Origin of the sequence: Hydrogenoanaerobacterium sp., from assembly GCF_032017025.1 — a bacterium.
Taxonomy (GTDB): Bacteria; Bacillota; Clostridia; order Oscillospirales; family Ruminococcaceae; genus Hydrogenoanaerobacterium.
The window spans coordinates 1-25,091 of the sequence record NZ_DALZQO010000009.1 but is presented as its reverse complement, the minus strand read 5'-3'; the positions used below and the strand labels follow the sequence as shown (position 1 = coordinate 25,091).

Sequence of the window (25,091 nt, the reverse complement as noted above, 5' to 3'; positions counted from 1 at the left end):
AATACCGCCGCCTGCCATAATCTGAATACGATCGCCGCATTGCTGTACCAACTCACAAATGGCAGACGCCCCCGCAAGTGCATTTTCTCTTCCCCCGCTGGTGAGAATACGCTTTACACCAAGGCTAATCAGACGCTCAGCCGTACCGGGCATATCCTTTACCACATCAATAGCACGGTGAAATACAGGGGTGCAATCTCCAATACACTCTATAAACCGTGCACAGCGCTCATAGTCCAAGCTGCCGTCAGGCAGCAAAAAGCCGAATACAATACCATCTGCACCGAGATGCGCAAACTGCTTTGCATCACAGCGTATCACCTCAAAATCCTCGTCGCTGTAGCAAAAGCCTGCAGCGCGCGGACGTACAATAGCATTAACAGGCAGGTTTACCTGCTCTTTCACCTTGTACAACAAGCCTGCCGAGGGTGTTAGTCCACCCAGCAGATGAGCCGTAATCAATTCGATACTATCTGCGCCCACACTCTGCGCTGTTTTGCAATCCTCCAGTGAGCCGCAGCAAATTTCTACGGTAATACTATGTTTCATCTTATCCTCTCTTTCAGTTTGTATCGCGTATTTTTCGAAAAAGCAAAAGGATGGGCAGATATCCGCCCATCCCTTGCTGTGTAGGTTTATTGTTTTACTGCAATCAGCGCTTCAAATTCGTCGGCCACAAATTGCACCTGTGTACCTACGATAACCTGTACGCTTGTCTTGCTGGGTCTGATAATTCCCGATACGCCGGAGGACTTAATTTTCTTTTCGTCAACCTTTGTATAATCTTTTACTTCCAGCCTTAATCTGGTAATGCAGTTGTCAACAGATGTAATGTTATCTCTGCCGCCAAGGCCTTCCAAAATAATAGCAGCTACCGCGGCATAATTGGTATTGGAAAGCTTGTAGGATTTTTCTGCTTCGTCAGCATCATCATCTTCTCTACCAGGGGTTTTGAGATTAAATTTGGTGATGATGAAACGGAACAGCACATAGTAAATAACGAAGAACGCGAGACCAATAGGAATAATCAGCCACGGATTTACTGCCATAGGAGCCTTGAAGCTGAGGACCCAGTCAATAAAGCCCGCACTGAAGTTGAAGCCTGCTCTGACAGGAAGCATTGCGCAGATAGCTGCGGAAATACCTGTCAATGCGGCATGTACAACGTAAAGAGCCGGAGCAAGGAACATAAATGCAAACTCCAAAGGCTCGGTTACACCGGTTAAGAACGAACAAAGAGCTGCTGCACCAAGTAAGCCCGCTGCAATCTTCTTTTTGTTGGTTTTTGCGGTGTGATACATAGCAAGGGCTGCACCGGGCAGACCGAACATCATAACCGGGAAGAAGCCAACCATGTACTGGCCGGTTACACCTTTCACACCTGCTTCGGCTGCGGTACCCCAGAATCTGCCAAGGTCGTTGATGTTTGCCACGTCAAACCAGAATACCGAGTTGAGCGCGTGGTGCAGGCCGACGGGAATGAGCAGGCGGTTGAAGAAAGCATAGATGCCCGCGCCGATTGGGCCTGTTACGAGAATTGCCTTACCAAAAGTGACCAGTGCTGTGTAAACTACCGGCCAAATAAAGAACAGAATGGCCGATACAAAAATAGTAACCAATCCGGTAACGATAGCCACAGAACGTTTGCCGCTAAAGAACGCCAGGGCATCGGGCAGCTTGGTATTTTTAAAGCGGTTGTAGCATAGAGCACCGATCAAACCGCAGAGAATACCAATAAACTGGTTGTTGATTTTACCAAAAGCCGCGTTTGCTTCTGCGCCAGTGATAATAGCCACAACGCCGGGTGCCAGAAGGGTCTGAACCATTAACCAAGAAACGATACCGGCCAGCGCCGAGGTTCCGTCGCGGTCGTCGGCCATACCAATGGAAACACCGATGGTAAACAGAATTGCCATGTTGTCGATCAGCGCAGCGCCTGCTTTGATTAAGAACAGCGCAGCCACGTTATTTGCGCCCCAGCCGATCGGGTCGATCCAATAACCGATACCCATTAAGATACCGGCGATGGGCAGACATGCCACAGGGAGCATCAAGGATCTTCCGAGTTTTTGCAGATACTTCATCATAGAATTACCCTCCTCTTTTTGTCTTGTACAGCCTCTGGGCTGCACCTGTTTATATTTAGAACCTATCCCCCCCAGGCTTAGGTTCTAAATTACTGCGGTTGTTATGGGTAAATCAATTGTTATATTTTGAGTATGATGATTTCTGTACTTCTTTGTCGCTGGCTGCCTCAACTTGCCTTGCAAATTACAACTTGGATTCTAAATTATTGCCGTTGCCATGAGCAAGTTGCTATTTTTTGAGTATGATGATTTCATTCAGTTCCTGTACTTTTTTGCCGCTGATTACTTCAACCTGCGCATAGTCAGATGTGTTACAAATTACAACCGGTGTAATAATGTCATAGCCCTCCTGCACAATCGCATCCATATCAAATTCAATCAGCAGGTCACCCGCCTTAATCTTATCACCGTCTTTTGCGTAGGTTTTGTAAAACCTTCCTTCCAGCTTGACAGTATCAAGCCCCACATGAATCAAAATTTCTGTTCCCAAATCTGATACAATACTTACCGCATGCCCTGTGCTAAACATCAGAGAAATGGTACCGTCTACCGGAGAGACCACTCTGCCCTTTGCAGGCCGAATCGCAGCTCCCTTGCCTAATATTTCGTCACCGAAGGTGGGGTCGCTCACCTGCGTTAAGGGAACAACTTCACCCTCAACAGGGGACAAAATTATGTTCCGTTCTTCTTTGCTTCCACCAAAAATTTTATCGAAAAATCCCATGGGTATTTCTCCTCATTTTAACTTTGTATCTTCTTTTGTCTCCATCTCTGCCGACGGTTTACATCTGTATGAACTTGCAAATATTTACCGCCAAAAATGCCTTTGCATCCTCGCTGAATTCAACACCAAGCTCACTTTTAATCATCCGTGCGATTGCCTGCGCAACTTCGTCATATTCGTACATATAAAGTTTAACATGCTGCTTGATTGGCATTTCAAGCGGTTTCTGCTTCGCACTAACATCCACTAAGCGGTTCAGCGACATTAAAAAGCTTTTACAAGCCGAGGAATTGGTATTGAAGGTGCGGTTAAAGCGGTTTTCTACCATGATTACTGCCTGCTTGAACACCCGCGCACTTTTCATTGCCACATTAATGTGTTTGTTTCGGCGCGCCGAGTAAAGATGCAGGGCGATAAACCCCTTTTCTGCGTCGCCAATATCCACATCCATCTGCTCTTTAATAAGACTTGCAGCGTTTTCCGCTACTTCATATTCTTTGTTGCACATTATGGATATTTCACCAATAAATGGATTGTCAATGGGTAAACCCATCTTCAGGCGTTCAATTGCAAACGAGATATGGTCATACAAGGCGTCATACAGCTTTTCGCTGGTGATATCCAGTTTTTCACGGGCAATCTGCACGATTCCCTGCGTCACCTGCTCCACCTTTTCAATATCGTAGCTGAGGCGCTTGATCTCCCCGGCATTGACGTTTTCATCCAGAATGTAAAACACCTTCTTGTCATCGCCTTCAGCCGTGATCTGCTCACCTTTTTTTACGCCAAATCCTATTCCCTTGCTGATGAGTACAACTTGTTTTCCGTCTTCCTCCTCAGCAAGTATCACGTTATTGTTGAAAACCTTAACTGCCTTATAATTCATTGTTGAAACCTCCGGTCACATGCCCCCAGATGTCTTTTTTACATTTTAAAATTCGTATCAAGAATTATCCTATCCGTATGGAGCAGTACCTCTTTGGCGGTACTGCCCCTTATTTTCAGCTGAAAATGCTAGAATCCCGTTCATTTAGAACCTATCGGGAAATACCGCTGTCTAAGCGCTGCAGAATATCCGCTCTGCATTCATTTAGATTCGTTTCACAAACCTTTTGTCTTACGTCCAGTACCGCCGTCGGTGTAACCGAAAGCTCTTCCACACCCATTGCTAAAAACGTGGGAATCAGTTCAAGGTCTGCCGCAGATTCTCCGCAGATTCCGGTCCATATGCCATGTTTTTTGCCGTTTTCTACGGTCAGCTTCATCATGCGCAGCACAGCCAAATGACGCGGGTCGTACAGGTGAGAGATGGTATGGTTCATTCTGTCTACCGCCAATGTGTACTGGGTCAAATCGTTTGTTCCAATGCTGAAGAAATCTACATGCTGCGCCAGAATATCGCTGATCATAACCGCTGCCGGGGTTTCTATCATAATTCCAAATTCAAAATGATCGGCATACTCAATTCCCTCAACCTTTAGCTGCGCCTTGACCGCTTCGATAATCTCTTTGGTTTTTAGCACCTCATCCAGTGAGGTAACCATCGGTACCATAATGGCGAGCCGGCCGTAAACCGAGGCGCGAAGCAAAGCGCGAAGCTGCGTGATAAAAATTTCAGGGCGCGTCAGGCAGATGCGAATTGCACGGTAGCCCATCGCAGGGTTATCCTCATTGGAGATGTTAAAGTAAGGGACATGCTTGTCGGCGCCAAGATCGAGTGTACGTACAATCACGCGCTGGCCCTTCATGCGTGTGAGAATCTCTTTGTAAACTGCAAACTGGGTATCCTCGGTGGGAAAATCATCGCTATCCATGTATAAAAACTCGCTGCGGAACAGCCCGATGCCCTCGGCGCCGTTTTCCTGCACCAGTGTGATATCGCTGGGGTGCCCAATATTTGCATTGATCTCGATTTTTATGCCGTCCAGCGTTTCGCTGGGCTTGTCTTTCAGTTCCAGAAGCTTTTTACGCGACAAAAGATATTCCTCGCGCCGCTGCGTAAACTGCTCCATCGTTTCACAATCGGGCTCTACATAGATACTTCCCGTAAAGCCATCCACAATCACGCTACCCTCGTCAGTCAGGCTGTCAAACGCATTGTCCAAGCCCACAACCGCAGGAATTCCCATGGTTCTGGCCAAAATAGCGGAATGTGATATCTTTGAACCGCTGCGGGTGACAAACGCGAGCACCTTGCTTTTGTCAAGCTGTACGGTCTCACTGGGCATCAGGTCATCTGCAGCAACAATCACCTGACCGGTGATATCGTCCAAGCTTTGCTCCTTAATGCTGGCAAGTTCACGCACTAACGATTTCGAAACGTCAAAAACGTCGGCGCTGCGCTGCTTCATATATTCATCATCCATGGAGGAAAACATTGCTGCAAACTGCTTTGCGGTCTCGCTTACTGCATACTCAGCATTAACCTTTTCGTTTGCAATTAAGCCGGTGATGTTCTCTACATAGTCGAGGTCATCAAGCATCATTGCGTGGATCTGAAAAATCAATGAGTCTTCTTCACCGATTTCAAGCAGCGCCTTTTCATAGATGCGGTTGAGGCTGTCAATTGCCTTTTGCCTTGCCTCCTCAAAGCGCTGCTGCTCGGCGACGGTATCCTCCACATTTTTCTTTTCCACTTTATAAGGGCTCGCGGTGTAAAACAGCAACCGGCCAATTGCAATGCCCTTGGAAGCGCCTACACCCTTCAAGATTTCCATTAAGGCCCTCTCTCCTATCGTAAATTCTAAAGGTTACTTTCGCAGAACGCTTTGATTCCTTGGTAAGCAGCATCCTCATCTTCGCCATCAACTGCAATGGAAATAACGTCACCGCATTTTACTGCAAGCCCCATCACCGCAAACAGACGTTTTGCGTCTCCGCTTTTGTCACCCCTTGTTAGTGTTACCGCAGATTTATAGCCTGATGCACATTTCACCAATAAACCGGCCGGCCTTGCGTGTAAACCCAGAGCATCTTTTATTGTATACTCAAACTTTTTCATAAACATACTCCTTTATCATTATTTTGGTCAAAACAAAAAGGCACAAACCCTCATTAAAGACAAATTCTTCGTTGAAAGTTTATGCCTGATCGAATCAGTAACATTTCTTTATTTTGTTTCTGTTTCTATGATAATATTTTAGGAATAATTTGTCAATAGTTTTGTTGCAATTTGTTAATAAGTACAACAACAATCTACTATTTTTAAGCACTATTCATAATAGGTTGAAACAATTTACGCAATAACAGCATTCTTTATTCTATCGAAAACTTCTTAGCAAAATTTAATATTATCAACCTTATTTTGTTTTTATTGCTGCATTATAAGCAAAACAAACTGAATTTTCTTTGTGATAAATATATTAGCGTGGGGAATGATATTAGTACAATCTTAAAAAAGGAGGTATTGTTATGAATAATAATTGCCGTGCAAACGAAAGTATCAAATGCACTGTGCAGCAATGCAACTATCACTGCTCCGACAAAAACTACTGTTCGCTAGACGTCGTTACAATCGGTACTCATGAAACCAATCCGACTATGGATCAGTGCACCGACTGCAAATCTTTTGAACTGAAAAAATAATTTCATTTTGTTCCTCAAGCAGTCGGAGTATCTTTTAAAGATGCTCCGACTGCTTTTTGTAATCTGCTAAAAATTTTAAAATAGATATTGAACAATACGGTTATGATGTGCTATACTGTTTAGGTACTAAAAATTGGAGGCGTAGCTCAGCTGGTTAGAGTGCCTGCTTCACACGCAGGAGGTCGTGGGTTCGAGCCCCACCGTGTCCACCAAAAACAAAAGGTAAAAAAGATTTATTGCTTACAAAGCCAGTAAATCCGAGCCTTTCGAGGGCTTTCACTGTGAAAAGTGGAAGCCCTTTTTTTGTAGATTTATTGGGGTAACAGCTTCACTCTGACAGGACTCAAACCCGCAAGCAGATAAATGAATTGTGGCGCCCTTTTTGAGAGGACAGCAAAGTTAAAAAGGGCGCTGCCCAAAAACAAATCAATTGAATAAACGAAACCGCCAAAGGGCGCTGATTTTACGGCTGATGAAAAGCCGATTGAATTCAGCGCCCTTTTTGCGTTTCACCATCAGAACAGGAGGAAATCCATATGATCAAGAAGTTTTTCACAGAGCTTTCCCGTGTCCTTGCAATGCATGATATTGAAACTGCGCCGCCGGAAAGAAACGCACTGCCAATCCTGATAAACGGTCAGTCTGCCTGCCATGTGGAACCCAGTGGGGATATGTGCATCTTCCCCGATGACATCCGCTCTCCCGAAGCAGCCGAGCTATATCATAAGGTAGCGCCCTTTTCCAAAGAAGTCCGTGAATACCTGACTGCGATAGAAAAGGCGCCACTCTTGAAAGCCACGGCACTGGATGAGGACTTCCGGCTGCTGGCAGAGTTCAACGGTGCCGTTTTTGCCGGCAGGAAAACCGAATACGGATATATGTTTGCCACATGGCGGCGGGACTACGAAGGTACAGGCGTACTGAGCGGAGAGTATTATTTGGATGGCTATGCGGCTGCAAAAGCGGATTTTGCCATCCGTTCCGGCTTGATTGAAAAACAGCGCCTTTTTTCTGATGCCCAGCTTCTTGATATCTACCAGAGTATCAATGATACTTTTGACGCCGGGTATGATCTGACACAGGCAGACCAGAAAAACCTCATCGGTATCCAGAATCAGATCGAGGACTTGTTGCCGGATGTCAGGGAACAAATCGCATCGCTTCAACAGATCGATCCTGAAACTGCCCAGGAACAGTCCATGTAAAGTGGCGCCCCTTTTTTATATCCATTAATAACAGAAAAGAGAACATACAAGAGCCGGAGAACCGGGGCGTGCAAACGTCTCTATTCTCCGGCTCTTTTTGCGTTTTCGGAAAGGAGAACCATGCTCATACGGTACAAGAAAAACAAGAGAAGCGCCTGTTACGATTCGGACTCACTCGTGACGGCTGGCAGGATACCACCAATTGAACGGCCCCGCGGCCCTTTCAAAAGCTGCGGTAACTGCCCCTATCCCTCCCACGGATTTGTATGTTACAGCTCCGAAGGAAATTGCCTCAGAACCGATATGGAGAAAATCCATCGAAAGAAAGAAAGGGGGAAAGTCGGTGCTGAAAATAAAGATGCGAAGGCATGATGCCCCCTCCTACCGGACGGTGTCCATTGAATTCCCTGCTTCTGAACCGGATTTGCAGGAAAAGATGAAGGAACTCGGCGTCGGCATCACAACCGAAAAACTGTGCCTGGTCGATGAGGTTCAGAATGATCACGGAGGTTGGCAGGCCCTGGCGGGAACGCTGGTCAATGCCGATGAGGTTCAGTACCTCGCCAAGAGGATGGACAGCTTTGATAAGAATGAGCTGAATACCTTCTATGCTGCTGCGGAACACGAAAATATGACAGAGGTCAAAGACCTTATAAACCTTACCTTCAACCTCCACTGCTATGCGCTCGTTTCCGACTTCTCCGATATTTCCACCATCGGACAGAGATATGAACTCTGCCGCCGAATGGCGATCCCGGCAAATGAGATGAAAAACATGGACTTTGCAGCCATTGGCAGAAGGCTCCTGGGCAACAATAAGGGCGCTGTCACCCCCTATGGTGTTTTGTATCCTACCGGCAACACACCGGAGCAGGTATATAACGGTGAACAGTTTCCCGAATACAACTGGCGCAGCGGTGATGCGGCGACCGTTATCCTGGAATCCGGCGATTACCACGGTGGGATCAAATATGAATATCTCTATCTGCCCTGCTGGGAGGTAGAGATAGAAAAGGCGGTAAATCGGCTGGGGCTCGAATCCCCTCATCCCTGTGCCACTCATCTGGAATGCGAAGGCATGAGCGAACAGTTCTGTCGGCTCTTCACGGAGGAATATCCACTGTCTGAACATCTGTACACGCTGAATAGCCTTGCAAGGAGCTATATGGGATTTGATAAACAGGCACGGGGTGATTTTCACGCCATTGTGGAAATGGTTCAGCCTAAAACGCCACAGGATGTAGCGGTGCTGGCGGATAACTTCTATGAATTTACTGTGATACCTGGACTCACAACACCCATGGAGTATGGTGCATACAAGACTATGGACTCCACAGGTGAATTCATTTTTGATGAAAATCTGGAGGAATACATCGATTTCAAAGGGTACGGAGAACGCTGCGTTCAAAATGAAAACGGTAGCTTTACCGATTACGGCTACATCGCATACCGGGGCTGCACCCCCGCTGTGGAGGAACTGCTCCGCCAAAAGGATGTGCAGAGTATGGAGATGGGAGGAATGAAGCTATGATCGCACTTCACCTGTCCCGTTTTGCCTCGTGAGGCAGTAGTACAATAAATAGAAGAAAGGCGGAGAAAAGATGATACAGGCTTTATTATCAAACCGTCAGCGGCCGGACCTGCCGCCAGTCCCTGTCTGCTTTCCCATAGCGGATTATGCCGGCATATATGAAAGCCTCCAAGCCATAGGACTTGGCAGCATTGCCGTGCGGGATTGCTTTGTCAAAGAGATTAGCGGGGATTATCCCATCCTAAAGCGGTTAGAGGAAACTGAAATCAATGTGGATGAGCTGGACTACCTCGCAAAACGGCTGGAAAGCTTCGATAAATACGAGCGCGCTCAATTTCAGGGCACCGCTGTCAGCAAGGACTATTCCAATATGACGGATTTCATCAACCTGACCTTTTCCTGTCAGGAGGTCACGGTGGTGCAGGATTTCACCGATTTGACAACTGTTGGACGAATGCACTATATGAACCTGAACGGTGGGCTGACCGAGGATGATCTGAGTACGGTGGACTTCCAGAAAACAGCTCTTTCCCTTCTGCTCAATGAGGAAGGAACCGTCACGCCCTACGGTGTGGTGTATGAAAACGATATGGAACTGGAGCTTTGCTATGACGGGCTATATTTTCCGGACTATCGGTACAGCGGGGATACTCTGCTTGCTATAGCAGTAATTGATGATAGCCTCTCGGACGATACCACGGACATTGCATGGCTTTACCTGCCCATGGAGGATTGCCAAATTGAACGCGCTCTGCTGCGTGCGGGCATTTCTGAGGAACATATGCGGCTGGCGTATGTTGACAGTGAGCTGCCTGGTGTGCTCACGAACCTGATAGGCACGGAAGAAAGCCTGTATGAGCTGAACAGGCTATGCATCCATTATCAGAAACTGGACACCGGCTACCGCCAGAAAGCGGAGGCAGCGTTGCAAATGGCGTCCCCTACCAGCATTGCCCAGGCGTCTAACCTTCTAAGCCAGCTCGACCTTTTTGACTTTATCCCAGGCATCTCCACCCCAGAAGAATATGGCAGGGACATGATCATTGACTCCGGCCATTACGAGTTTGACGAAAATCTGGAAGAATACATCGATTTCAAAGAATATGGTAAACAGCGCATGGCCGGAGAATACGGCCGGTTTACCGAAAATGGATACATCAGCTATCACGGCTTTATTTCCATTGAAGAAGTAATGGCGGGAAGCGAAACCGAGCGCATGGATATGGAGATGGGAGGTATGCAGCTATGATTACACTTCATTTGACTCGCGCTGATGATTATGAGGGTGTGTATCTGCCGCTGCCGACCAGTCCCGCAGAAATTGGTGAGGCGTGGGCGGCTCTGGACAACATCAGCGATGACGTTGCCTCTACCCGTATTGTCGGGGCGGTTAGCAATGTATGGGGCATTGGGCAGTATCTGAAAAAAGCGGATGTAAACAATTCCGGAGAGTTCAAAAAGCTGAATCGAATCGCTGAACTCACAGGCAACTTAGACCGTGACCAGTGCTATATCTTTGAAGGCGCTTTGAACGCCGAGTCTGTGAACAGTTTGGATGATGTCATCGCCATTGGAGAGCGGCTGGACCAGTACCTGCTGCTCTCCGGGGTGAATACCGACCGTGAGCTGGGAGCGTACCTTGTGGAAACAGGCGTGATGGCCTTTGACGAGAGTGTCCAGCCCTATCTGGACTATACAAGAATCGGCATTGAGTATTACGCCAATCACGGCGGCGCTTATGCGACCGGGGGATATGTTCTCAGGCGTGACAGCGCGGAACAGGCGTTGCAGGACATTGTCGACGCCCACCAGGATAAGCAGATACTTGGCGGCATGGAGATGGGATGAGGGGTGAACGGTGGAAACGGATTTGACAAAGCGGATCAAGGCCCTCACCCACCATTACCGGCCAAAGCTGAACACCGACAAGAGAACCATTCGGTGGGCGGACGAGGTCTGGACGCCCACGGGAATTGTGGACAGCATCCGGTTTGAAGACTATTACGAGAATGAGGAATACCTCTGTCGGCTTCTGGATGCGGAGCGGTTTTCCGAGAGAGACCAGTGTGCCACTGCACATATGCATCAGCCCGGAAAGTGTTTCCGTGATGGCGGTACAGATAAGAATGACCGGAAATGCCATGGCTGTGTCCTGCGGTGCCATAACTGGAAAGTAGGCATGATGGTGACTTGCTTCGAGGTTAAAATCACTTACTCGGATTTCAGGAGTGCAAACGGGCACAACTTCCACGGAAATGAAAATTACTACTGCGTTCCGAAGTCTCTCGCCTCTAAAATCGCCCATGAGATACCGGACGACATCGGAATCCTCGCATACTTTGAGGGCGAGCACCAGTATGGTCTCCGGCAGATTAAGCCATCAGGATGGCGCAGCGTAACCGACCGGACCAAAGTGCATCTGCTGTACAATGCCATGAAAAAATGGTGTGATGGGGCGGTTTTTGTATAGCCTCCATCATAAGCCGGACGCCGGTTTATTGATTTATGGGATAGCTATTCCGCACACCGGATGGTATTCTGTGTGATTGATGCGGAACAGTACCTAATTCATTGAAAGGAGAACAGGTCATGACAGACAAAGAAATCGCGGAAATGTTTGAGCGTCACAATCTAATCAGGGGGTATGTCTATCCCTATGAGGGATATCGAAGCGAATACTGGTTTGAGCGCTCTCCCTCCAACATCGCCAACTTCATCATGCAGCACAGCGATGCAAGGGAGATCATTCTCACCGATACCATGGACAATCTAATCCTGAACACGATGGGCGAGTTTATCGACCGCTGCCCGGATCAGGAGTTTTTACAGCAGATTCTGCCGCACCTTATCCCCATGCAGTTGGGTGAAACGGAGCCGCAGGAGTTCCCTGTTGCTACGGATGCGGAGGTGGAGGCATACTTTGAAATGCAAAACAGTATGGAAATGGGTATGTAGGCAGAAACCCTGCTGTTTTTTATCATGGAGGTGTCAATATGAGCGTTAACGCCAGAGAAGAAGAATATGAACACGTGGAGCTTTTTGGAAAGCCTGCACTTTTCACCAACTCCCGCATTGACCGTTTTACCGTGCCGAAAGGATTTTCCTGCTATGATTTGCGTGGTTCCGACTATGATCCCGGCAAGCCGGTAACCGTAGAAAATCAGGTTGGTGTCAATCATGCCGGAGCGGTTTTGACGCCGGCGCCGGTCACCATTCCCAAGGCGGGTTACCGCAGGTTGCAGGGCAAGCTCAATTTTCTCGGAGAAAGCATGAGCCTTGCGGAGTTCTGCGAGGAACACAGCATCACCCTCGCCCCCGATGAGCCCAAATTTACACTGCGGCCTGCCTCTCCCGATGAGGCGGGTCTTTTTTTTGCCCCTCCAAAAGAACAGGATGCGGAGTTGGGCGCCATCGGTCATGTTCGCATCGACTTCGGCAGCGGTGGGAAGGAATTCTGGCATACATGGTGGCCGCGAGGTGAAGAGGCACTGAACAGCCCCGAATTCAAAGACGAACTGGCCGAGCTGGTAAACGAGCTGCGGGAAACCGGACCGCTGAAGGATCTCAGTGCCATGCACAGCTACTGTGCCGGGCACCACGGGGAAATAGGCGGCGGCTGGCGGCAGAATTACGGCTATATGATCGAAACGGAGCGATATCGGTACTGCCTACGCTGCAGTCCCGGCCAGGGCGACTACCACGCCTATCTGACCGCCTTTGATATGCAGGTACAGAAAATGAATATGGTGGAGCAGGACACACCTGAACAGGGTATGGAGATGGGAGGCATGTAGCTTGAAAACAATTGATTTTGATATATGGGAAGCCAACCCCGATAAGCCGGGTACTGTCCGGCGTGTCGGCCAGCGCACGGCGCAAGAGGTTTTTGCAGAGCTTCAGCATCACCTCGAAAGCACCGGCTATCTGCCCGATGAATACTTTCTGATGAACGATGAGTGGAAAGATGGCAAGGAGATACCGGAAGGTGCTGGATTTTTCTGTACCGTCGACTACGGCGGCAGTGAGGGCGTCTATCTGGATGTTTATCTGAAATGGTTTGATCAGCAGAAAAAGGAAAGCGTCACGAAGGGGTTCATCACCGGCAAAACCCTCGGAGAAACCGGAAGCGATCTGGACCGCATGTATCTCACCGCCTCCGCCATCACCAAGGCGTTCAACGGTGACGGCGGTACCTACGCCAGATATATTCGGCTCGGAGAGGCACAAAGTCCCAGCGGCGTGGTGATGCACCTGAATGGTGAGGAACAGCGGCTGCTGATTGACAGCCTTGTAGAGCGTCGCGGCAGGCTGGAAGAAGAATTCAGCGGCGTGGAACAACTCCTGCGCCGTGTGACGGGGAGCATCACGGAGTTTGTCAACGAGGTGGGTCAGCGACCTCTGAAAATCAGTGACTCCGACATGGCGGTGCTGGCCATTGAGGACGGCGATCTGACCGCGTTTCAGATGGCGTACTCAAAAGTTCCGGATGAAATTGCCGAGTTGCTGCCCCTTGCTGCGGGCAGACCGGGTGCGGTAGGCAGAAAGATGACGACGGTTCTGCTTTCCGACGCAAAAAGCCTGACCGGAGAGCAGTACCTTACAGCGAGCAAACGCGCTGTCGATACAGGCGATGGCGAAAAGGTGCGTCTGTTTTATGAACTGGCAGAAAACTGCGTCACTGATCTTCCCAGGACGTATTACGGCGATGTGATCTCCTACGCATACGATGAAAAAGTCCATATTGCCAAGGCGCTGCTGAAGCAGTCCACGCCCGAACAGATTGGCGACGCCTCCCCCCGGCTGCTCCATCAGGCGGCCTTAAGGGATGATTATACCACCGCCTCTGAGCTGGTGAAGAAAGGCATTCACGCGGACAAGGCTGCTACTGATGTGATCCGCGCTTTTCAGCGGAGTCATTGGGCGGTCACGCATCTGCTGGAGCAGGGCATGGAGATTGATGCCCACAATTACGGGGCGCTTCACGCTTGTATCAACACGGGTAATACACAAGCGGCGCAAATGCTGCTGGAGCGCGGCATGGATTTCGGCCATTACGCCGATTGGACCAAAGCAAATGCCCATAATTATCCCCTTACCAATGATAAGGCGTTTGAAACGTTGTACGATAGCTGGAAGCAGAATTTTGAGGGTTCTGATTCAGTGCGGAGTGAAGATCAGCAGATGGGAGGAATGACGCTTGGATAAAAAATCAAGAAGCCGGTTTCCGGAACAGTGTCTATTCATAAATGCGAATGGCGAAATCATGAGCATTGAATATGGAAAATCAGGATTCAGACGCTTCGAACTCAACACAGAAAATAAAAAGGCAAATCGGGAGATCGTCAACAGCTACAACGAGAGGCACGGCGTTACACCCGAGCAGGTAAAGATGATGCATCATGGAGCGATGTTTGGTTGGGATACCCTCCAGCCTCCTTACCAAGATGAATCCGGTATGAAGAAGGGCGAAATTTTTGAAGTAGAAATTGCCCGCCCCGGTTCACTCGGTGCGTATACTTCTTCTACGCTCACGCTGCCTGCCGAGCCATATGAGATATTGGATGCGATGGACAAGGCCCGAATCACCGATGAACGTGTCATCTATTCCTCGGAGATCATAAATTGCGAGCTGGACTATCTGCCGCAGTTTATCAGTTCAAATACGAATCTGTATGAGCTGAATCATCTGGCCGAGCGCTTATCCTCCCTGAGTCAATGGGAGCTGGACTGCTTCGAGGGAATGGTCATGATGGATACCCTCCAAACCCAACACGCCCCTATCGCCATTGACCGCCTCATCAACATGACCCACAGTATGGAGCATTGTCAGATTGCCTACGAAGCTCATGATGACCAGTCCCTCGGTAAGTTTTATGCTGACAATGACTTTGTGCCGGAGCTGGAAACCCTGTCTGGAAGGATATTCCCTTGGCTGGATTATGCTAAAATTGGCAAGGAGATGCGTGAGGGCGAGGGCGGCGTTTTTACCCCTCATGGCTATGTGATCCAGAATGGCGAGATCGCAAGAACCTACCAGAGCGGTGAGGCTGCTCTGCCGGAGAAGCCCGACTATACTATTTTGCTGTCGGTCAGAAAGGGATATTTTAACGATCCCGCATACGACAACGCCCTCTGCGTACAGCTGGGGCTCCCTGCTGACGATGAGGCGATATCTCAGGCGGCAGAGGCTGTGGGTGCGGCATCCTTTCGGGAATGTGCCTTCCATGTGGAAGATTGCGCCGCCCCGCAGATTTGTGAACTCATCAGCAATGAGCTGGAGGAATGCGATGGCGATATTACCGTAGTCGCTGCTTTTGCCGAGCAGCTTCACAAGCTCGAACTTGAGGGGCGGCTCCCCGTCTATAAGGCAATGCTGGAGGCTGCCCCCAAAGACCTTACGCTGGACGAGGCGGTGGATCTTGCGGGACAGGCTGTGGACTTCCGGCTCCAACGGGAAATCCCATCCCCATTGGAGTACGCCCAAGCCGAGATTATGAAACACGATATTCCGCTGAAGGACGAGCTGATCAACAGCAGGAACCTCTACAGCTACGGTCAGAAGCTGATGGAGGCGCAGGGAGCGGTAGACACGGATTATGGTATCCTTCTTTCAGAGAACGGGATGACTGTGGAACAATGCCTTGGGCGCCCTGATCAGCATATGGAAATGAGGTGAAACCAGTATGAACGACTATCCGTATCCCTATCCATGGAAGAAGCTGCCCGGTACCGCTGCAGAAATGGCATTTCTCGGTGAGCGGTTTGCTAAAATGTCAATCCGGGAGCATCTTCTCTTAGAAGGCTCTTCTCAGTTTGTGTCTATCGAAACCGCCGCCGATCTCATCAACCTCACCGAGCAGCTCGACAGCTTCACCCTTTATTATGGGGTAAAGGACGATGCAACTCTCGGAAAATATATCGCCACATACCAGCATCAGGCCACGCCTGATCAGCTTCTCTTCATTGACCTGAACCAGTGGGGACGCGACATTCGGGAGAAAAACGGCGGGGTGTTCGTATCCGGCGGTTATGTGGAACGCCACTATGCCGACCATGAAGTCTACACCGGCAAAAATCTGGAACAGCTGACTGGTGAGAGCGCCAGTGTGCGAATAAAAGTAGCCTCCGGCATCCAATCGGCAGGCTTATGGGTAAGGCTGCCCGACTATGAGATCAGCACCGGCGAACCAGATGAGCTGTCGGTTGCAATGAGTGAGTTGGGGATCACAAAATGGAGCCGTGCGGTTTTGCTGGAGGCAGAATGCTGCCTTGACAATATTACGGACATTGCCAATCAATATGAATCCCTGGAGGAACTGATTCGGGCTGGGAACAATCTCGGCTATGTTCTGGCGGAACAGGGACAGGGTATGTCCTTCTTCCATGAGCGGTTTCAGGCAGCCATGGAGCTGGAGGGTTGCACCCGGCTGGATGAGGCGCTGGACATCTCCCAAAACCTTGACTGCTACGACTTTATCCCCTCCGAGCAGCATTGGGAAAAGTTCGGCAGGGATTTGGCACAAAAACGTGGTCTTGTACATCCATCCTCTCCAATAGGGATGTACTTCGACTATGCCGGATACTGCAAAGCTGAGATCGAAGCTCTCAATCTGCAGCCCTGCGAGGACGGTTATATTGCCAGAAACGAAAAAGGATTTATTCGTGAGTTCAGCAAGGAGCCCCAGACACAAGGGCAAATCCTCGACCACAGTCTATAGCTTCTTGGTATAGCTATTTCCATCAACCTGTGGCATTGTGTTGTACTTGAAGGAGGTGAGGCAATTGGACGAAGAACTCTTGGATTTATTGGATATGGCGCTTGCGGAACGCTTCCAATTATCGTATGCATCTATGCGTCAGGAGCAGCCACAAACCGAAAAGCTGATCACACGGCTCATTGAAATCAGCGAAGCCATTCAGAACAGTCCTACAATCTTGCAGGAAGATAAAAAGCTGATTGACGAATATCTCTCTGTAAATACAGAAGTAGAGGCTAAGACCCAGCAGTATTTGTACATCCAGGGCGCCAAGGACTGCGTGACAGTTTTAAGAGAGCTTGGCGTAATCAAGTAGCACAGGCAATGATGTCTGTGCTTTTTTAGACCCAACACCAAACAGGGCCGTTTCCCCAAACAGGAGGCGGCCCTGTTTTTTTATGCCCTTTTTTGCCTTACCTTTCCGGGGAAACGGCCGGAAAGGAGGCAAAGATGCTCAAGGAGCAACTTGCAAAGTATCTGCACCGCTATCATCACGGCGCGGGAAATGCTGTTACAAGCAGGGAGCTGGAATACGCACTGCACATCTCCGGCAAGGAGCTGCGCGACCTTGTTAATGCCCTGCGCCGTGAAGGTATCCCCGTTGCCAGTGACCAAAGCGGGTATTTCTACGCAAAAACCGAAACGGAAGTGCGCCTGACCATTCGGCATATGAGAAACCGCATCAGCGGGATCAGCGCTGCTATCACAGGTCTCAGGCGTTCCCTCGCGGCGTTTGACGATACGCAGATACGCCTGCCGCTGGAGGGAGGTGATGACTCCTGAACAGTTTTATGTCGTGGATCGGTGGCAAAAAATCCTTGCGTGAGCTGATTGTCACTCTGTTCCCCATCTACTACGAAAGATACATTGAGGTATTCGGCGGGGCCGGCTGGGTCCTGTTTCACAAGTTCCCCGGCAATGACTTTGAGGTGTACAACGATTTCAACGGTCTTTTGGTTAACCTGTACCGCTGCGTGCGGGATAAGCCGAAGGAACTCACGAAGGCACTGCGTTACATCCTGAACGCCCGTGCAGATTTTGATCTTATTAAAAACACACTGGCTCGTGACAGTCCTGCCTCGGATGTGCAGAGAGCAGCTTGGTTTTATCAGCTCATCCGCTACAGCTACGCCTCGGGGCTGACAAGCTACGGCAGCCAGCCACATGATATGTGGTCCAACTTTCCGTTGATTGAGCAAGCCCACAGGCGGCTTGCCAAGGTGGTCATCGAAAACAAGGACTTTGAGAAGCTCATCGGGCAGTATGACCGCCCTGTCAGCTTTTTCTACTGCGACCCGCCGTATTTTGAAACCGAAAGCTATTACAAAAACGTGGGCGAGGACGGTTTCACGGAGAAAGACCACATCCGTCTGCGGGATGCACTGCTTCGGATTGAGGGTAAGTTCCTGCTGTCCTACAATGACTGCAGCTTTATCCGGGAGTTATATGATGCGCCAGGTATCCAAATTGACTCCTATACCCGCATCAACAACATCAAGCAAAGGTATGACAATGGGGCGCAGTTTCCTGAAATCCTCATTGCCAACTACGATATGCAGGAACGGATGCGGGATAGTCCGATGCAGTTAAATTTATTCGGTGAAGGAGGTTTCATAGATTGAACATGGACAAAAACACCTTTTGGCACATCATTGACTCGGTTAACAGCGAGGTGAGTGGCTCCGATTTGGAGGGCGTGCTTCGCGTGACTCAGGAAAAGCTGCAGGATTACAGTCCGCAGGAAATCGCTGTGTGGGCCAATTATTTGCGGTGTTACAGGGTTCTGGCAGACACCAGCGGCGTGTTCGCGGCCTCCTGCGTTCTCAACGATTATATGTCGGATGACGGTTTCTTGGATTTCCGCGCATGGCTCATTTCCAGGGGCAAGGAGGTCTATCTGGCGGCGCTCAAAGACCCCGACAGTCTTGCGGGTATGGAGATTCCGAAAAGCACAAGGTTTGAATTGTATGGATATGTGGCCTATGACGCTTACAAGGGCATCTGTAAGGATGACGTCTATGCTGAGATGAAGGTAAATCTTCTTACAAAAAATCAAGTGGAGGATATCCGTGCGGAGCTTGAATACTACCCGCACGAAGTCGATGGCGCCCATATAAGAGAGCATTTGCCGAACCTGTGTGCCAAGCACTTAGAGCCGACGGAAAGATTATGCTTCACCTACAGCGAGGGACCAGGGAGAATGCTCCTTCTGACCGATTTGGAAAAACTGAAAAGCGCCGCCCGCTTAATTGAGAGCATGACCGGCAGCCGCTTTAAAAGCTATAGCTGCGGCTCCTTTATTTATCCCGAATCCAGTAGTGATGCGTACCTCGCCATTAATATGCGCAGAGAAACGGACTTTAAGGCAAATCTCTACCGGATACACTTTGACGTGAACATCCAGACCACCGGGAGCCGTCCAATGGATTCAACCGAGCTGATGCGCCTCCAGCAGGAGGTCGGCGTGGCCCATGCCCTGCTCACTGCACTGGAAATGCAAAAGTACAGCCTGACACCGGAAGAAATGCAGTCATTTGATGATTTTATCCGTGAACAGGAGGAACTGCGTGAAACGCAGGAACAATCAGACACCCCGATCACGGGGCAAACATTTTAAGGAGGAACGCACCCAATGAAAACAAATCAGAAAAAAACCGAGCAGGCACTGCAAATTCCTTTGGCTGTTCAGCAGCGTTGCGGTTTTACCGATGCCGAGTCCCTTGCGGTGACTGCGGCCGAGGGCGTATGTGTCATTCACAAGGGTGAACTGACGGCGCTGGAGCTTGCCAATGTTATCACGGTACTCAGTGAACTTGCAAGCGATTTGATGGTTCACTTGGCCGGAGCCTGCGGGCTTTGCAACAACTGTGACGATGAAAGGTCGGAAGCTGGTACGGAATGCCGCAGCGATAACAGCCCCGACCGGTGGGTAGCAGACTGCTCCCTCTGCCGGGATCTATTGGATGAGAGTCAGAACATCAACATTCCCGGCTATCTACTGGAGGAAGCGGGAATTCCGGCCGATGCCAAACTGGAAGCCTATACCGATGAGGACAGCGGTGAAATCACGGTGGTGGAGGCTGACATCCAGCAGGACATCAACGATGTGCCGCCTGGCATCCTTTCGGTGCTGGCACAGAGTGGCGTGTGCCTTGCTGCGCTGGATGAGCTGATCCTTCGGGAGGAAATCGTCTATGGCAGATAAGGTGTTTTCCTATGTTTATCCATACTCCCGCGAGGAAGCTAAGCGGCTGCGGGAGATGGAACTCTGGCGGGAGAGCCGCAAGCTTAACGTCGCCTGTAGGAATGCCATTGAGGAAGCGATCTACCGCGACTTTGACGGAGTGCATCTGAAGCCCGACTGCGCCCCCTCGGTCATCGCGGAATATGGCTACCACCGGGTGTCCTATGTTCTCGCCAACTCTCTCCAGCAAAAGGGCTTCGAAGGGCGCTTTTCCAGAGGAAATCACGATTGGGCAAAGCAGATCTACATTTCACCCGACAGAGATGGCGCCGGAGTAGATCGCCGCTGTCAATTTGCGGCAAATAGCTCTCCCGCCACGCTGGATAGCTTTGTCAACCAGTACCGGGAGGCATATCAAAAGCTTGGGATGTTTGACCATATCCACTGCCTGCCCGATACGGAGAAGCAGGACTTTGAAGGTAAGGTGGTAGTGCTGTCGCCCCGCATCCTCAAGGAACAATGCCTGACGCCACAGAATCAGCTCTGGCTCTGCACTGGAGGCTTTGGCTCCCATGCCGGTTCGAGGGGCAGGGCTGTCTATGCTACCAACTTAGGAGATGGTGAAAAGACCCGATGGAACCGGAGTGATTTTACCGGTGTGCTGGCAGACAGTCATCTGCCCGATTGGGCCAGGGAAAGGCTGGCGGAACTACAGGAGCAGGAACAGACCGCAGGCGATTCCTCCGAAATGGGAGGGATGACCATGCAGTAAGGAGGCGGTACCATGCCGGGGATTACCCTGAAAAACGGCCTCATTTCCTACTACGGAAACCCGGCCGGGTATACAGAAAGAGAAAAAGCAGTGGTAGACAGCATCTTTCAAAGCGATGAGCTGTCCGCTTGGCTAAAAAGCCGCTCCCTAAAACCTCAGTGGACGGATGGCGTGATGGAGCGGCTCCTTGCCGGGGAACGGCCGGGCAGTATTGAAACTGCTGCTCCGCTGAAAACTGTCCGCATCTGGCAGCTCAAGCCCGACGTGGATATCCACATGAAATTCATTCCCTACGAGGAAATGGTGCGGAAGTTCGGAGAACCGTCTCCCGAAGATTACCGCATCGCCTATGACGGCCAGCTCGACACCAATGATCCGGAAACCATCTATGAGCGGTACAGTATACGGCAGCCTCGCGGTTTTTCAGGGAACCCGCTCTCCATGTCAGACATCATTGAGCTATACAACGCTGACGGCAGCGAGTTCTATTATGCAGACCGCAAGGTATTCCGGCAGATCAAATTTGAGCTGCCCGAACACATCCAAACTATGGGCATGAGTATGTAGGCAGCCTTGGGCTGTCTTTTTTATGCTCCATCAGTAGAACGGAGGAAAATAATATGGTTCATATTATCAAAAAAATGAAAGCCACGGTTTCTCATAAGCTGACGGCGGCAAAGGACACCGCCGCCAGACTTACATTGCGCAGCAGGCATATTCTCTCAGGGAGTGCCGGGGAGGGTTACATCGATACGGCTATTAAGATTCTGTTGGCCGTTGTCATCGGCGCCCTGCTTCTGGCGGGGCTCTACGCCCTGTTCGGGGAAACTGTGCTGCCGACCCTGACCCAGCGCATCAAGGAGATGTTCAACTACGCCGGTTAACTGTACCGGCAATTTTGAGAAGGAGGAAAAACCATGCCTAAGAATACAACACCGGCTGTCCCCAAGTACGATGTGAAAATTCACTCCATCCGCCCGGAGGGAAGCTGCAAGGCCACCGCCTCGGTCAATATCTACGGCGATTTTGCCGTCCGGGGCATCAAGATTATGGAGGGTTCCAAGGGACTGTTCATTTCCATGCCCAGCTACAAAGCCGGAAATGGCGAGTACAAGGACATCTGCTTCCCTTGCACCAAGGAAGCCAAAGCGGAATTTGACAAGGCTGTCCTCGGCGCCTACCAGCAGGCGCTCACTCAGGGGCAGGCCGCCTCACAGAAACAGGAATCTCCCGAACCCAAGCAGGAGCAAAGCCAGCCTGCCATGGGTGGGATGTAGGAGGTAGCTTATGAACGAGAAAATGAAAAGACCGCTCGGAATCATCCTTGCAGCCTGCCTTGTTGTCTCTCTTTTTGCAGGCAGCGCTTATGCTGTAAATCGGTATTTTGAGGATGCCAAGGGCCATTGGGCGGAGGAAGCCATCCAAATCCTCACGGATAAGGGCGTCATCAGTGGCTACCCCGATGGTCTGGCACACCCCGACGCGATCATCACCAGAGGTGAGTTTGCGGCCCTGATTGCCAGAACCATGGAACTGCCGGAGCCGAAAGAGAGCGAGGTCACTATTCACTTCACTGACATTGCCGGACACTGGTCGGCGCAGCATATAGAGGCGCTCATCATTGCGGGAATCATCCAAAAGGACGATTTCGGCACAAAGTTCCTGCCGGACGAGCCTATCACCCGCATGGAGATGATCCGTATGCTGGTCAGGGCTATCGGCAAGGGCGACCATGATGCCTCTTGCCCCTGTGTCACCGGATTTTCCGATGACGGTGGGCTCACGGATGGGGATAAATCCAGTATTTGCGCTGGGAAAGAGTACGGCATCGTGGATGGCTACCCGGACGGCACGGTAAAGCCGGACGGCAAAGCCACCCGTGCGGAAGCCTTTGAAATGCTGGTGGATACGGAGAAAGCAAAGGAACAGATTAAAAAAGAAGAACCTCCGAAGCCGACTGTCCCTGCCAAGCCGGAGGATAAACCCTCCGGTGGTGGCTCAAGTGGAGGCAGCTCCAGTGGCGGGGGTTCTTCCTATGTACCCGCTCCGCAGTTCAGCTTCACATTGCCCAAAACCGCCTATACTGCCGATGAAATTGAGATTAAGTCGGAAAGCCGCTATGTAAGCGGCGTAACATGGACAGTTCTCAAAAACGGACTGCCTGCCGAGCTTTCCGGGCTGGTGGACGGGATGCTGACCGCAAATGGCGGTAAAGTGAAATTCACGCAGACAGGCAGCATTACCCTGATTTCCACAGCAAAAAACAGCCGTGGCTCCACGGTGACCCATGAGCAGACGGTCAGCATTTACCCTGTGGTGACAGCGGCATTCACACTGCCTGAAACCGCCCATACCGACACGACTGTGCCGGTGGAACTTGCCACGGAGAATCTTGGCTCCAATTCCGTGGTGTGGTCCCTTCAAAAAGATGGGACCATTGCTGATATAGACGAAGCCCTCACCGGAGAGCTGACTGCTACCGGCGGCACAGTGCTGTTCAAGGAAAAAGGTGAGTATAAACTGACCGCCTCTATCACAGATGAGCTGGGTAAGGTAATCACCGCACAAAGCGGCATCACCGTCTATCCTGTAGCGGAGGTGAATCTCACCCTGCCGGCAGTTTCCCATACCGATAAAACCGTTGCGCTAAAAACAGAAACAAAAGAAACGGATGGGCTCACGCTGACCTACACCCTGACCCGAAACGGCGAATCCGCCGATATCGGCACATGGATCGAAGGAAATCCTGACCATGGCAGCATCCGATTCAAGGAAAAAGGTGTGTACGCCCTGACCGCTTCCGTCACCGATGCAACCGGCAGAGTGTTTGCCGGTACCGCAGACATCACCGTCTACCCGGTGGGTTCCGCAGGCTTTTATCTGCCGGAAATCTTCCACACCGACAAAACCGTGATGGTAGAAGCGGTGTTCGGGGAGATCGGCAGCCATACCGCCAAATGGTCCCTGCTGCATGACGGCAAGGAGGTATCCCTCACCGATGCGGCGGAGGGTACACTGGGCAACAGCGGCGGCGAGCTGAAGTTCCGCTCCAAAGGCAGCTATGTCCTGAAAGCGGAATTCACCGACGACGGAGGCAGAAACTACCGCTATGAGCAGAGCTTCAAGGTTTATCCCGTACCTGCCGTTACCTACGGCCTGCCAAAATACGCCCATACCGATACCGCTATCGTGGTCAAAACCGAAGCCGCCGATCTGGATGCCCTCACCATCGAATGGCTGGTGGATAACACATTCGGTTTTCAAGATTGGCCGACCTATGTGGATGGAAAGCTCTCGAATGACGGCGGCACGATCCGCTTCAAAAGAGCAGGCATCTATGAGCTGGTAGCGAGAATCACCGATGATACCGGCCGTGTCTTTTTGTATGAAAGCAAGGACAGGTGCGAGGTGCTTCCCGTACTGACTATCGGCTTTGAGCTTCCTACCTTTGCCTACACCGATACCGCCATTGACCTCAGAACCCATGGCAACAACAATGTTCTGCCTGTGGAGTGGTCCGTGACAAAGGACGGCAAGAGCATTTCACTCTCCGAGGCGTTTGATGGAAACCTCACTCCCCAGGGCGGCAAGATTACCTTTAAGGGCGACGGCGAGTATGTCCTCACCGCAGCCATGACCGACTATCAAAAACGCAACTATTCCCACAGCGAAAGCATCCGTATCCTGCCGGTTGTGCAGTACGCATTCACCATGCCGCAGACTGTTCACTACGGTGCGGAGTTTACTGTAGCCGCAAAGGATGTCCAGCACATCGGCAGCTATGCCGTGGTCTGGACACTGCAAAAGGATGGCAATATCGCACAGTACCAGGGAAGCCTGGGCAATGACGGTGGTAGAATCGTCATCCGCGATACCGGCGAGTTTACCCTGACGGCTTCTATTACCGACAGCGCAGGACGTATCACCACCCATTCGGAGCGCATCGCGGTAACCAACACGGAGCCGAATGCCCCTGTGGTAGAGGCTGTTCCCACCCGCACCGCCAAGGATGGGAAGTTCCTTGTCAACATTACCGCCAATGCCACAGATCCCGATGGAGATGCGGTGACCTTGGAGTATGCGGACACTGCGGTTGACGGCTACTATGCACCAGGTACTCACACCATCCGTGTCAGGGCAAAGGATATCGCCGGGGCTTATTCTCCCTGGACCGAGAAAACTTTCACCGTGACCAATGCCGCCCCCACTGTTACCCTGACAGCCGAGCCCACCCGCACCGTCAAGG

The 25,091-nt window shown here is 50.6% G+C and carries 27 protein-coding genes and 1 tRNA gene; 22 read left to right on the top strand and 6 right to left on the bottom strand.

Features of this window, described 5'->3' with window-relative positions; genetic code table 11:
* From RTV33_RS07170 to RTV33_RS07145, 6 genes are all read right to left on the bottom strand, one after another.
* Positions 1 to 549, bottom strand: a 549-nt coding sequence (locus RTV33_RS07170; protein WP_312642946.1) for a copper homeostasis protein CutC, incomplete at its 3' end; no start/stop codon positions are given.
* Between the two features lie 86 nt (positions 550 to 635).
* Complete coding sequence (nagE, locus tag RTV33_RS07165) at positions 636 to 2,087, bottom strand: N-acetylglucosamine-specific PTS transporter subunit IIBC (protein ID WP_312642944.1); 1,452 nt, start codon at positions 2,085 to 2,087, stop codon at positions 636 to 638.
* A gap of 229 nt (positions 2,088 to 2,316) precedes the next feature.
* The gene (locus tag RTV33_RS07160; RefSeq protein WP_312642943.1) at positions 2,317 to 2,811 is read right to left on the bottom strand and encodes a glucose PTS transporter subunit IIA; all 495 of its coding nucleotides are present in this window, start codon (positions 2,809 to 2,811) and stop codon (positions 2,317 to 2,319) included.
* Positions 2,812 to 2,869: 58 nt separating this feature from the next.
* Positions 2,870 to 3,697: a PRD domain-containing protein gene (locus tag RTV33_RS07155; RefSeq protein ID WP_312642941.1), complete on the bottom strand. Its 828-nt coding sequence runs from the start codon at positions 3,695 to 3,697 to the stop codon at positions 2,870 to 2,872.
* A gap of 151 nt (positions 3,698 to 3,848) precedes the next feature.
* On the bottom strand, positions 3,849 to 5,528 hold the full coding sequence (gene ptsP, locus RTV33_RS07150) for a phosphoenolpyruvate--protein phosphotransferase (protein ID WP_312642939.1): 1,680 nt from the start codon (positions 5,526 to 5,528) through the stop codon (positions 3,849 to 3,851).
* A 26-nt stretch (positions 5,529 to 5,554) separates the two neighbouring features.
* Positions 5,555 to 5,812, bottom strand: coding sequence for an HPr family phosphocarrier protein (locus RTV33_RS07145; protein WP_312642938.1), 258 nt, complete (start codon positions 5,810 to 5,812; stop codon positions 5,555 to 5,557).
* 410 nt (positions 5,813 to 6,222) lie between these two features.
* On the opposite strand from RTV33_RS07145, the gene RTV33_RS07140 reads away from it, so the two are divergent.
* The 22 genes from RTV33_RS07140 to RTV33_RS07035 all read left to right on the top strand — a co-directional run.
* Entirely contained in the window at positions 6,223 to 6,396 is a 174-nt protein-coding gene (locus tag RTV33_RS07140; RefSeq protein WP_312642936.1) for a DUF1540 domain-containing protein, read from the top strand.
* A gap of 135 nt (positions 6,397 to 6,531) precedes the next feature.
* Positions 6,532 to 6,608: transfer RNA gene (locus RTV33_RS07135), tRNA-Val, on the top strand.
* A gap of 324 nt (positions 6,609 to 6,932) precedes the next feature.
* Positions 6,933 to 7,601, top strand: a complete 669-nt coding sequence (locus tag RTV33_RS07130) for a hypothetical protein (protein WP_312642934.1) — start codon at positions 6,933 to 6,935, stop codon at positions 7,599 to 7,601.
* 343 nt (positions 7,602 to 7,944) lie between these two features.
* A complete protein-coding gene (locus RTV33_RS07125; RefSeq protein ID WP_312642932.1) occupies positions 7,945 to 9,132 on the top strand; it encodes a hypothetical protein in 1,188 nt (395 codons plus the stop codon).
* A 70-nt stretch (positions 9,133 to 9,202) separates the two neighbouring features.
* Positions 9,203 to 10,381 carry an antirestriction protein ArdA gene (locus tag RTV33_RS07120; RefSeq protein ID WP_312642930.1) on the top strand — a complete coding sequence of 393 codons (1,179 nt, stop codon included), beginning with the start codon at positions 9,203 to 9,205 and terminating at the stop codon, positions 10,379 to 10,381.
* Positions 10,378 to 10,980, top strand: coding sequence for a hypothetical protein (locus tag RTV33_RS07115; RefSeq protein WP_312642928.1), 603 nt, complete (start codon positions 10,378 to 10,380; stop codon positions 10,978 to 10,980). Before RTV33_RS07120 ends, RTV33_RS07115 begins: the two co-directional genes overlap by 4 nt.
* Positions 10,981 to 10,990: 10 nt before the next feature.
* Positions 10,991 to 11,602: a hypothetical protein gene (locus RTV33_RS07110; RefSeq protein WP_312642926.1), complete on the top strand. Its 612-nt coding sequence runs from the start codon at positions 10,991 to 10,993 to the stop codon at positions 11,600 to 11,602.
* Positions 11,603 to 11,721: 119 nt separating this feature from the next.
* Positions 11,722 to 12,087 carry a resolvase gene (locus RTV33_RS07105; RefSeq protein ID WP_312642924.1) on the top strand — a complete coding sequence of 122 codons (366 nt, stop codon included), beginning with the start codon at positions 11,722 to 11,724 and terminating at the stop codon, positions 12,085 to 12,087.
* A gap of 38 nt (positions 12,088 to 12,125) precedes the next feature.
* Positions 12,126 to 12,926, top strand: a complete 801-nt coding sequence (locus RTV33_RS07100) for an LPD28 domain-containing protein (protein WP_312642922.1) — start codon at positions 12,126 to 12,128, stop codon at positions 12,924 to 12,926.
* Between the two features lies 1 nt (position 12,927).
* Positions 12,928 to 14,337 carry an ankyrin repeat domain-containing protein gene (locus tag RTV33_RS07095; protein ID WP_312642921.1) on the top strand — a complete coding sequence of 470 codons (1,410 nt, stop codon included), beginning with the start codon at positions 12,928 to 12,930 and terminating at the stop codon, positions 14,335 to 14,337.
* Positions 14,330 to 15,808 carry an antirestriction protein ArdA gene (locus RTV33_RS07090; RefSeq protein ID WP_312642919.1) on the top strand — a complete coding sequence of 493 codons (1,479 nt, stop codon included), beginning with the start codon at positions 14,330 to 14,332 and terminating at the stop codon, positions 15,806 to 15,808. Before RTV33_RS07095 ends, RTV33_RS07090 begins: the two co-directional genes overlap by 8 nt.
* Positions 15,809 to 15,815: 7 nt before the next feature.
* On the top strand, positions 15,816 to 16,850 hold the full coding sequence (locus RTV33_RS07085) for a hypothetical protein (protein WP_312642917.1): 1,035 nt from the start codon (positions 15,816 to 15,818) through the stop codon (positions 16,848 to 16,850).
* A 64-nt stretch (positions 16,851 to 16,914) separates the two neighbouring features.
* A complete protein-coding gene (locus RTV33_RS07080) occupies positions 16,915 to 17,205 on the top strand; it encodes a hypothetical protein (RefSeq protein ID WP_312642915.1) in 291 nt (96 codons plus the stop codon).
* A 134-nt stretch (positions 17,206 to 17,339) separates the two neighbouring features.
* Positions 17,340 to 17,672 (top strand): hypothetical protein, encoded by a 333-nt coding sequence (locus RTV33_RS07075; protein WP_312642914.1) that lies wholly within the window; start codon positions 17,340 to 17,342, stop codon positions 17,670 to 17,672.
* Between the two features lie 8 nt (positions 17,673 to 17,680).
* The gene (locus RTV33_RS07070) at positions 17,681 to 18,511 is read left to right on the top strand and encodes a DNA adenine methylase (RefSeq protein ID WP_312642912.1); all 831 of its coding nucleotides are present in this window, start codon (positions 17,681 to 17,683) and stop codon (positions 18,509 to 18,511) included.
* Positions 18,512 to 18,513: 2 nt separating this feature from the next.
* Positions 18,514 to 19,506: a DUF4240 domain-containing protein gene (locus RTV33_RS07065; RefSeq protein WP_312643093.1), complete on the top strand. Its 993-nt coding sequence runs from the start codon at positions 18,514 to 18,516 to the stop codon at positions 19,504 to 19,506.
* A 15-nt stretch (positions 19,507 to 19,521) separates the two neighbouring features.
* Positions 19,522 to 20,094, top strand: a complete 573-nt coding sequence (locus tag RTV33_RS07060; protein ID WP_312642910.1) for a hypothetical protein — start codon at positions 19,522 to 19,524, stop codon at positions 20,092 to 20,094.
* Positions 20,084 to 20,845 (top strand): DUF3849 domain-containing protein, encoded by a 762-nt coding sequence (locus tag RTV33_RS07055; RefSeq protein WP_312642908.1) that lies wholly within the window; start codon positions 20,084 to 20,086, stop codon positions 20,843 to 20,845. The genes RTV33_RS07060 and RTV33_RS07055 overlap by 11 nt, the downstream gene beginning before the upstream one ends.
* 12 nt (positions 20,846 to 20,857) lie before the next feature.
* The gene (locus tag RTV33_RS07050) at positions 20,858 to 21,412 is read left to right on the top strand and encodes a YodL domain-containing protein (RefSeq protein ID WP_312642907.1); all 555 of its coding nucleotides are present in this window, start codon (positions 20,858 to 20,860) and stop codon (positions 21,410 to 21,412) included.
* 53 nt (positions 21,413 to 21,465) lie between these two features.
* Positions 21,466 to 21,729, top strand: a complete 264-nt coding sequence (locus RTV33_RS07045; protein ID WP_312642905.1) for a DUF6133 family protein — start codon at positions 21,466 to 21,468, stop codon at positions 21,727 to 21,729.
* 33 nt (positions 21,730 to 21,762) lie between these two features.
* Positions 21,763 to 22,122, top strand: a complete 360-nt coding sequence (locus RTV33_RS07040; RefSeq protein WP_312642903.1) for a SpoVG family protein — start codon at positions 21,763 to 21,765, stop codon at positions 22,120 to 22,122.
* Between the two features lie 10 nt (positions 22,123 to 22,132).
* A partial coding sequence (locus RTV33_RS07035; RefSeq protein WP_312642901.1) for an S-layer homology domain-containing protein occupies positions 22,133 to 25,091 on the top strand: 2,959 nt, incomplete at its 3' end.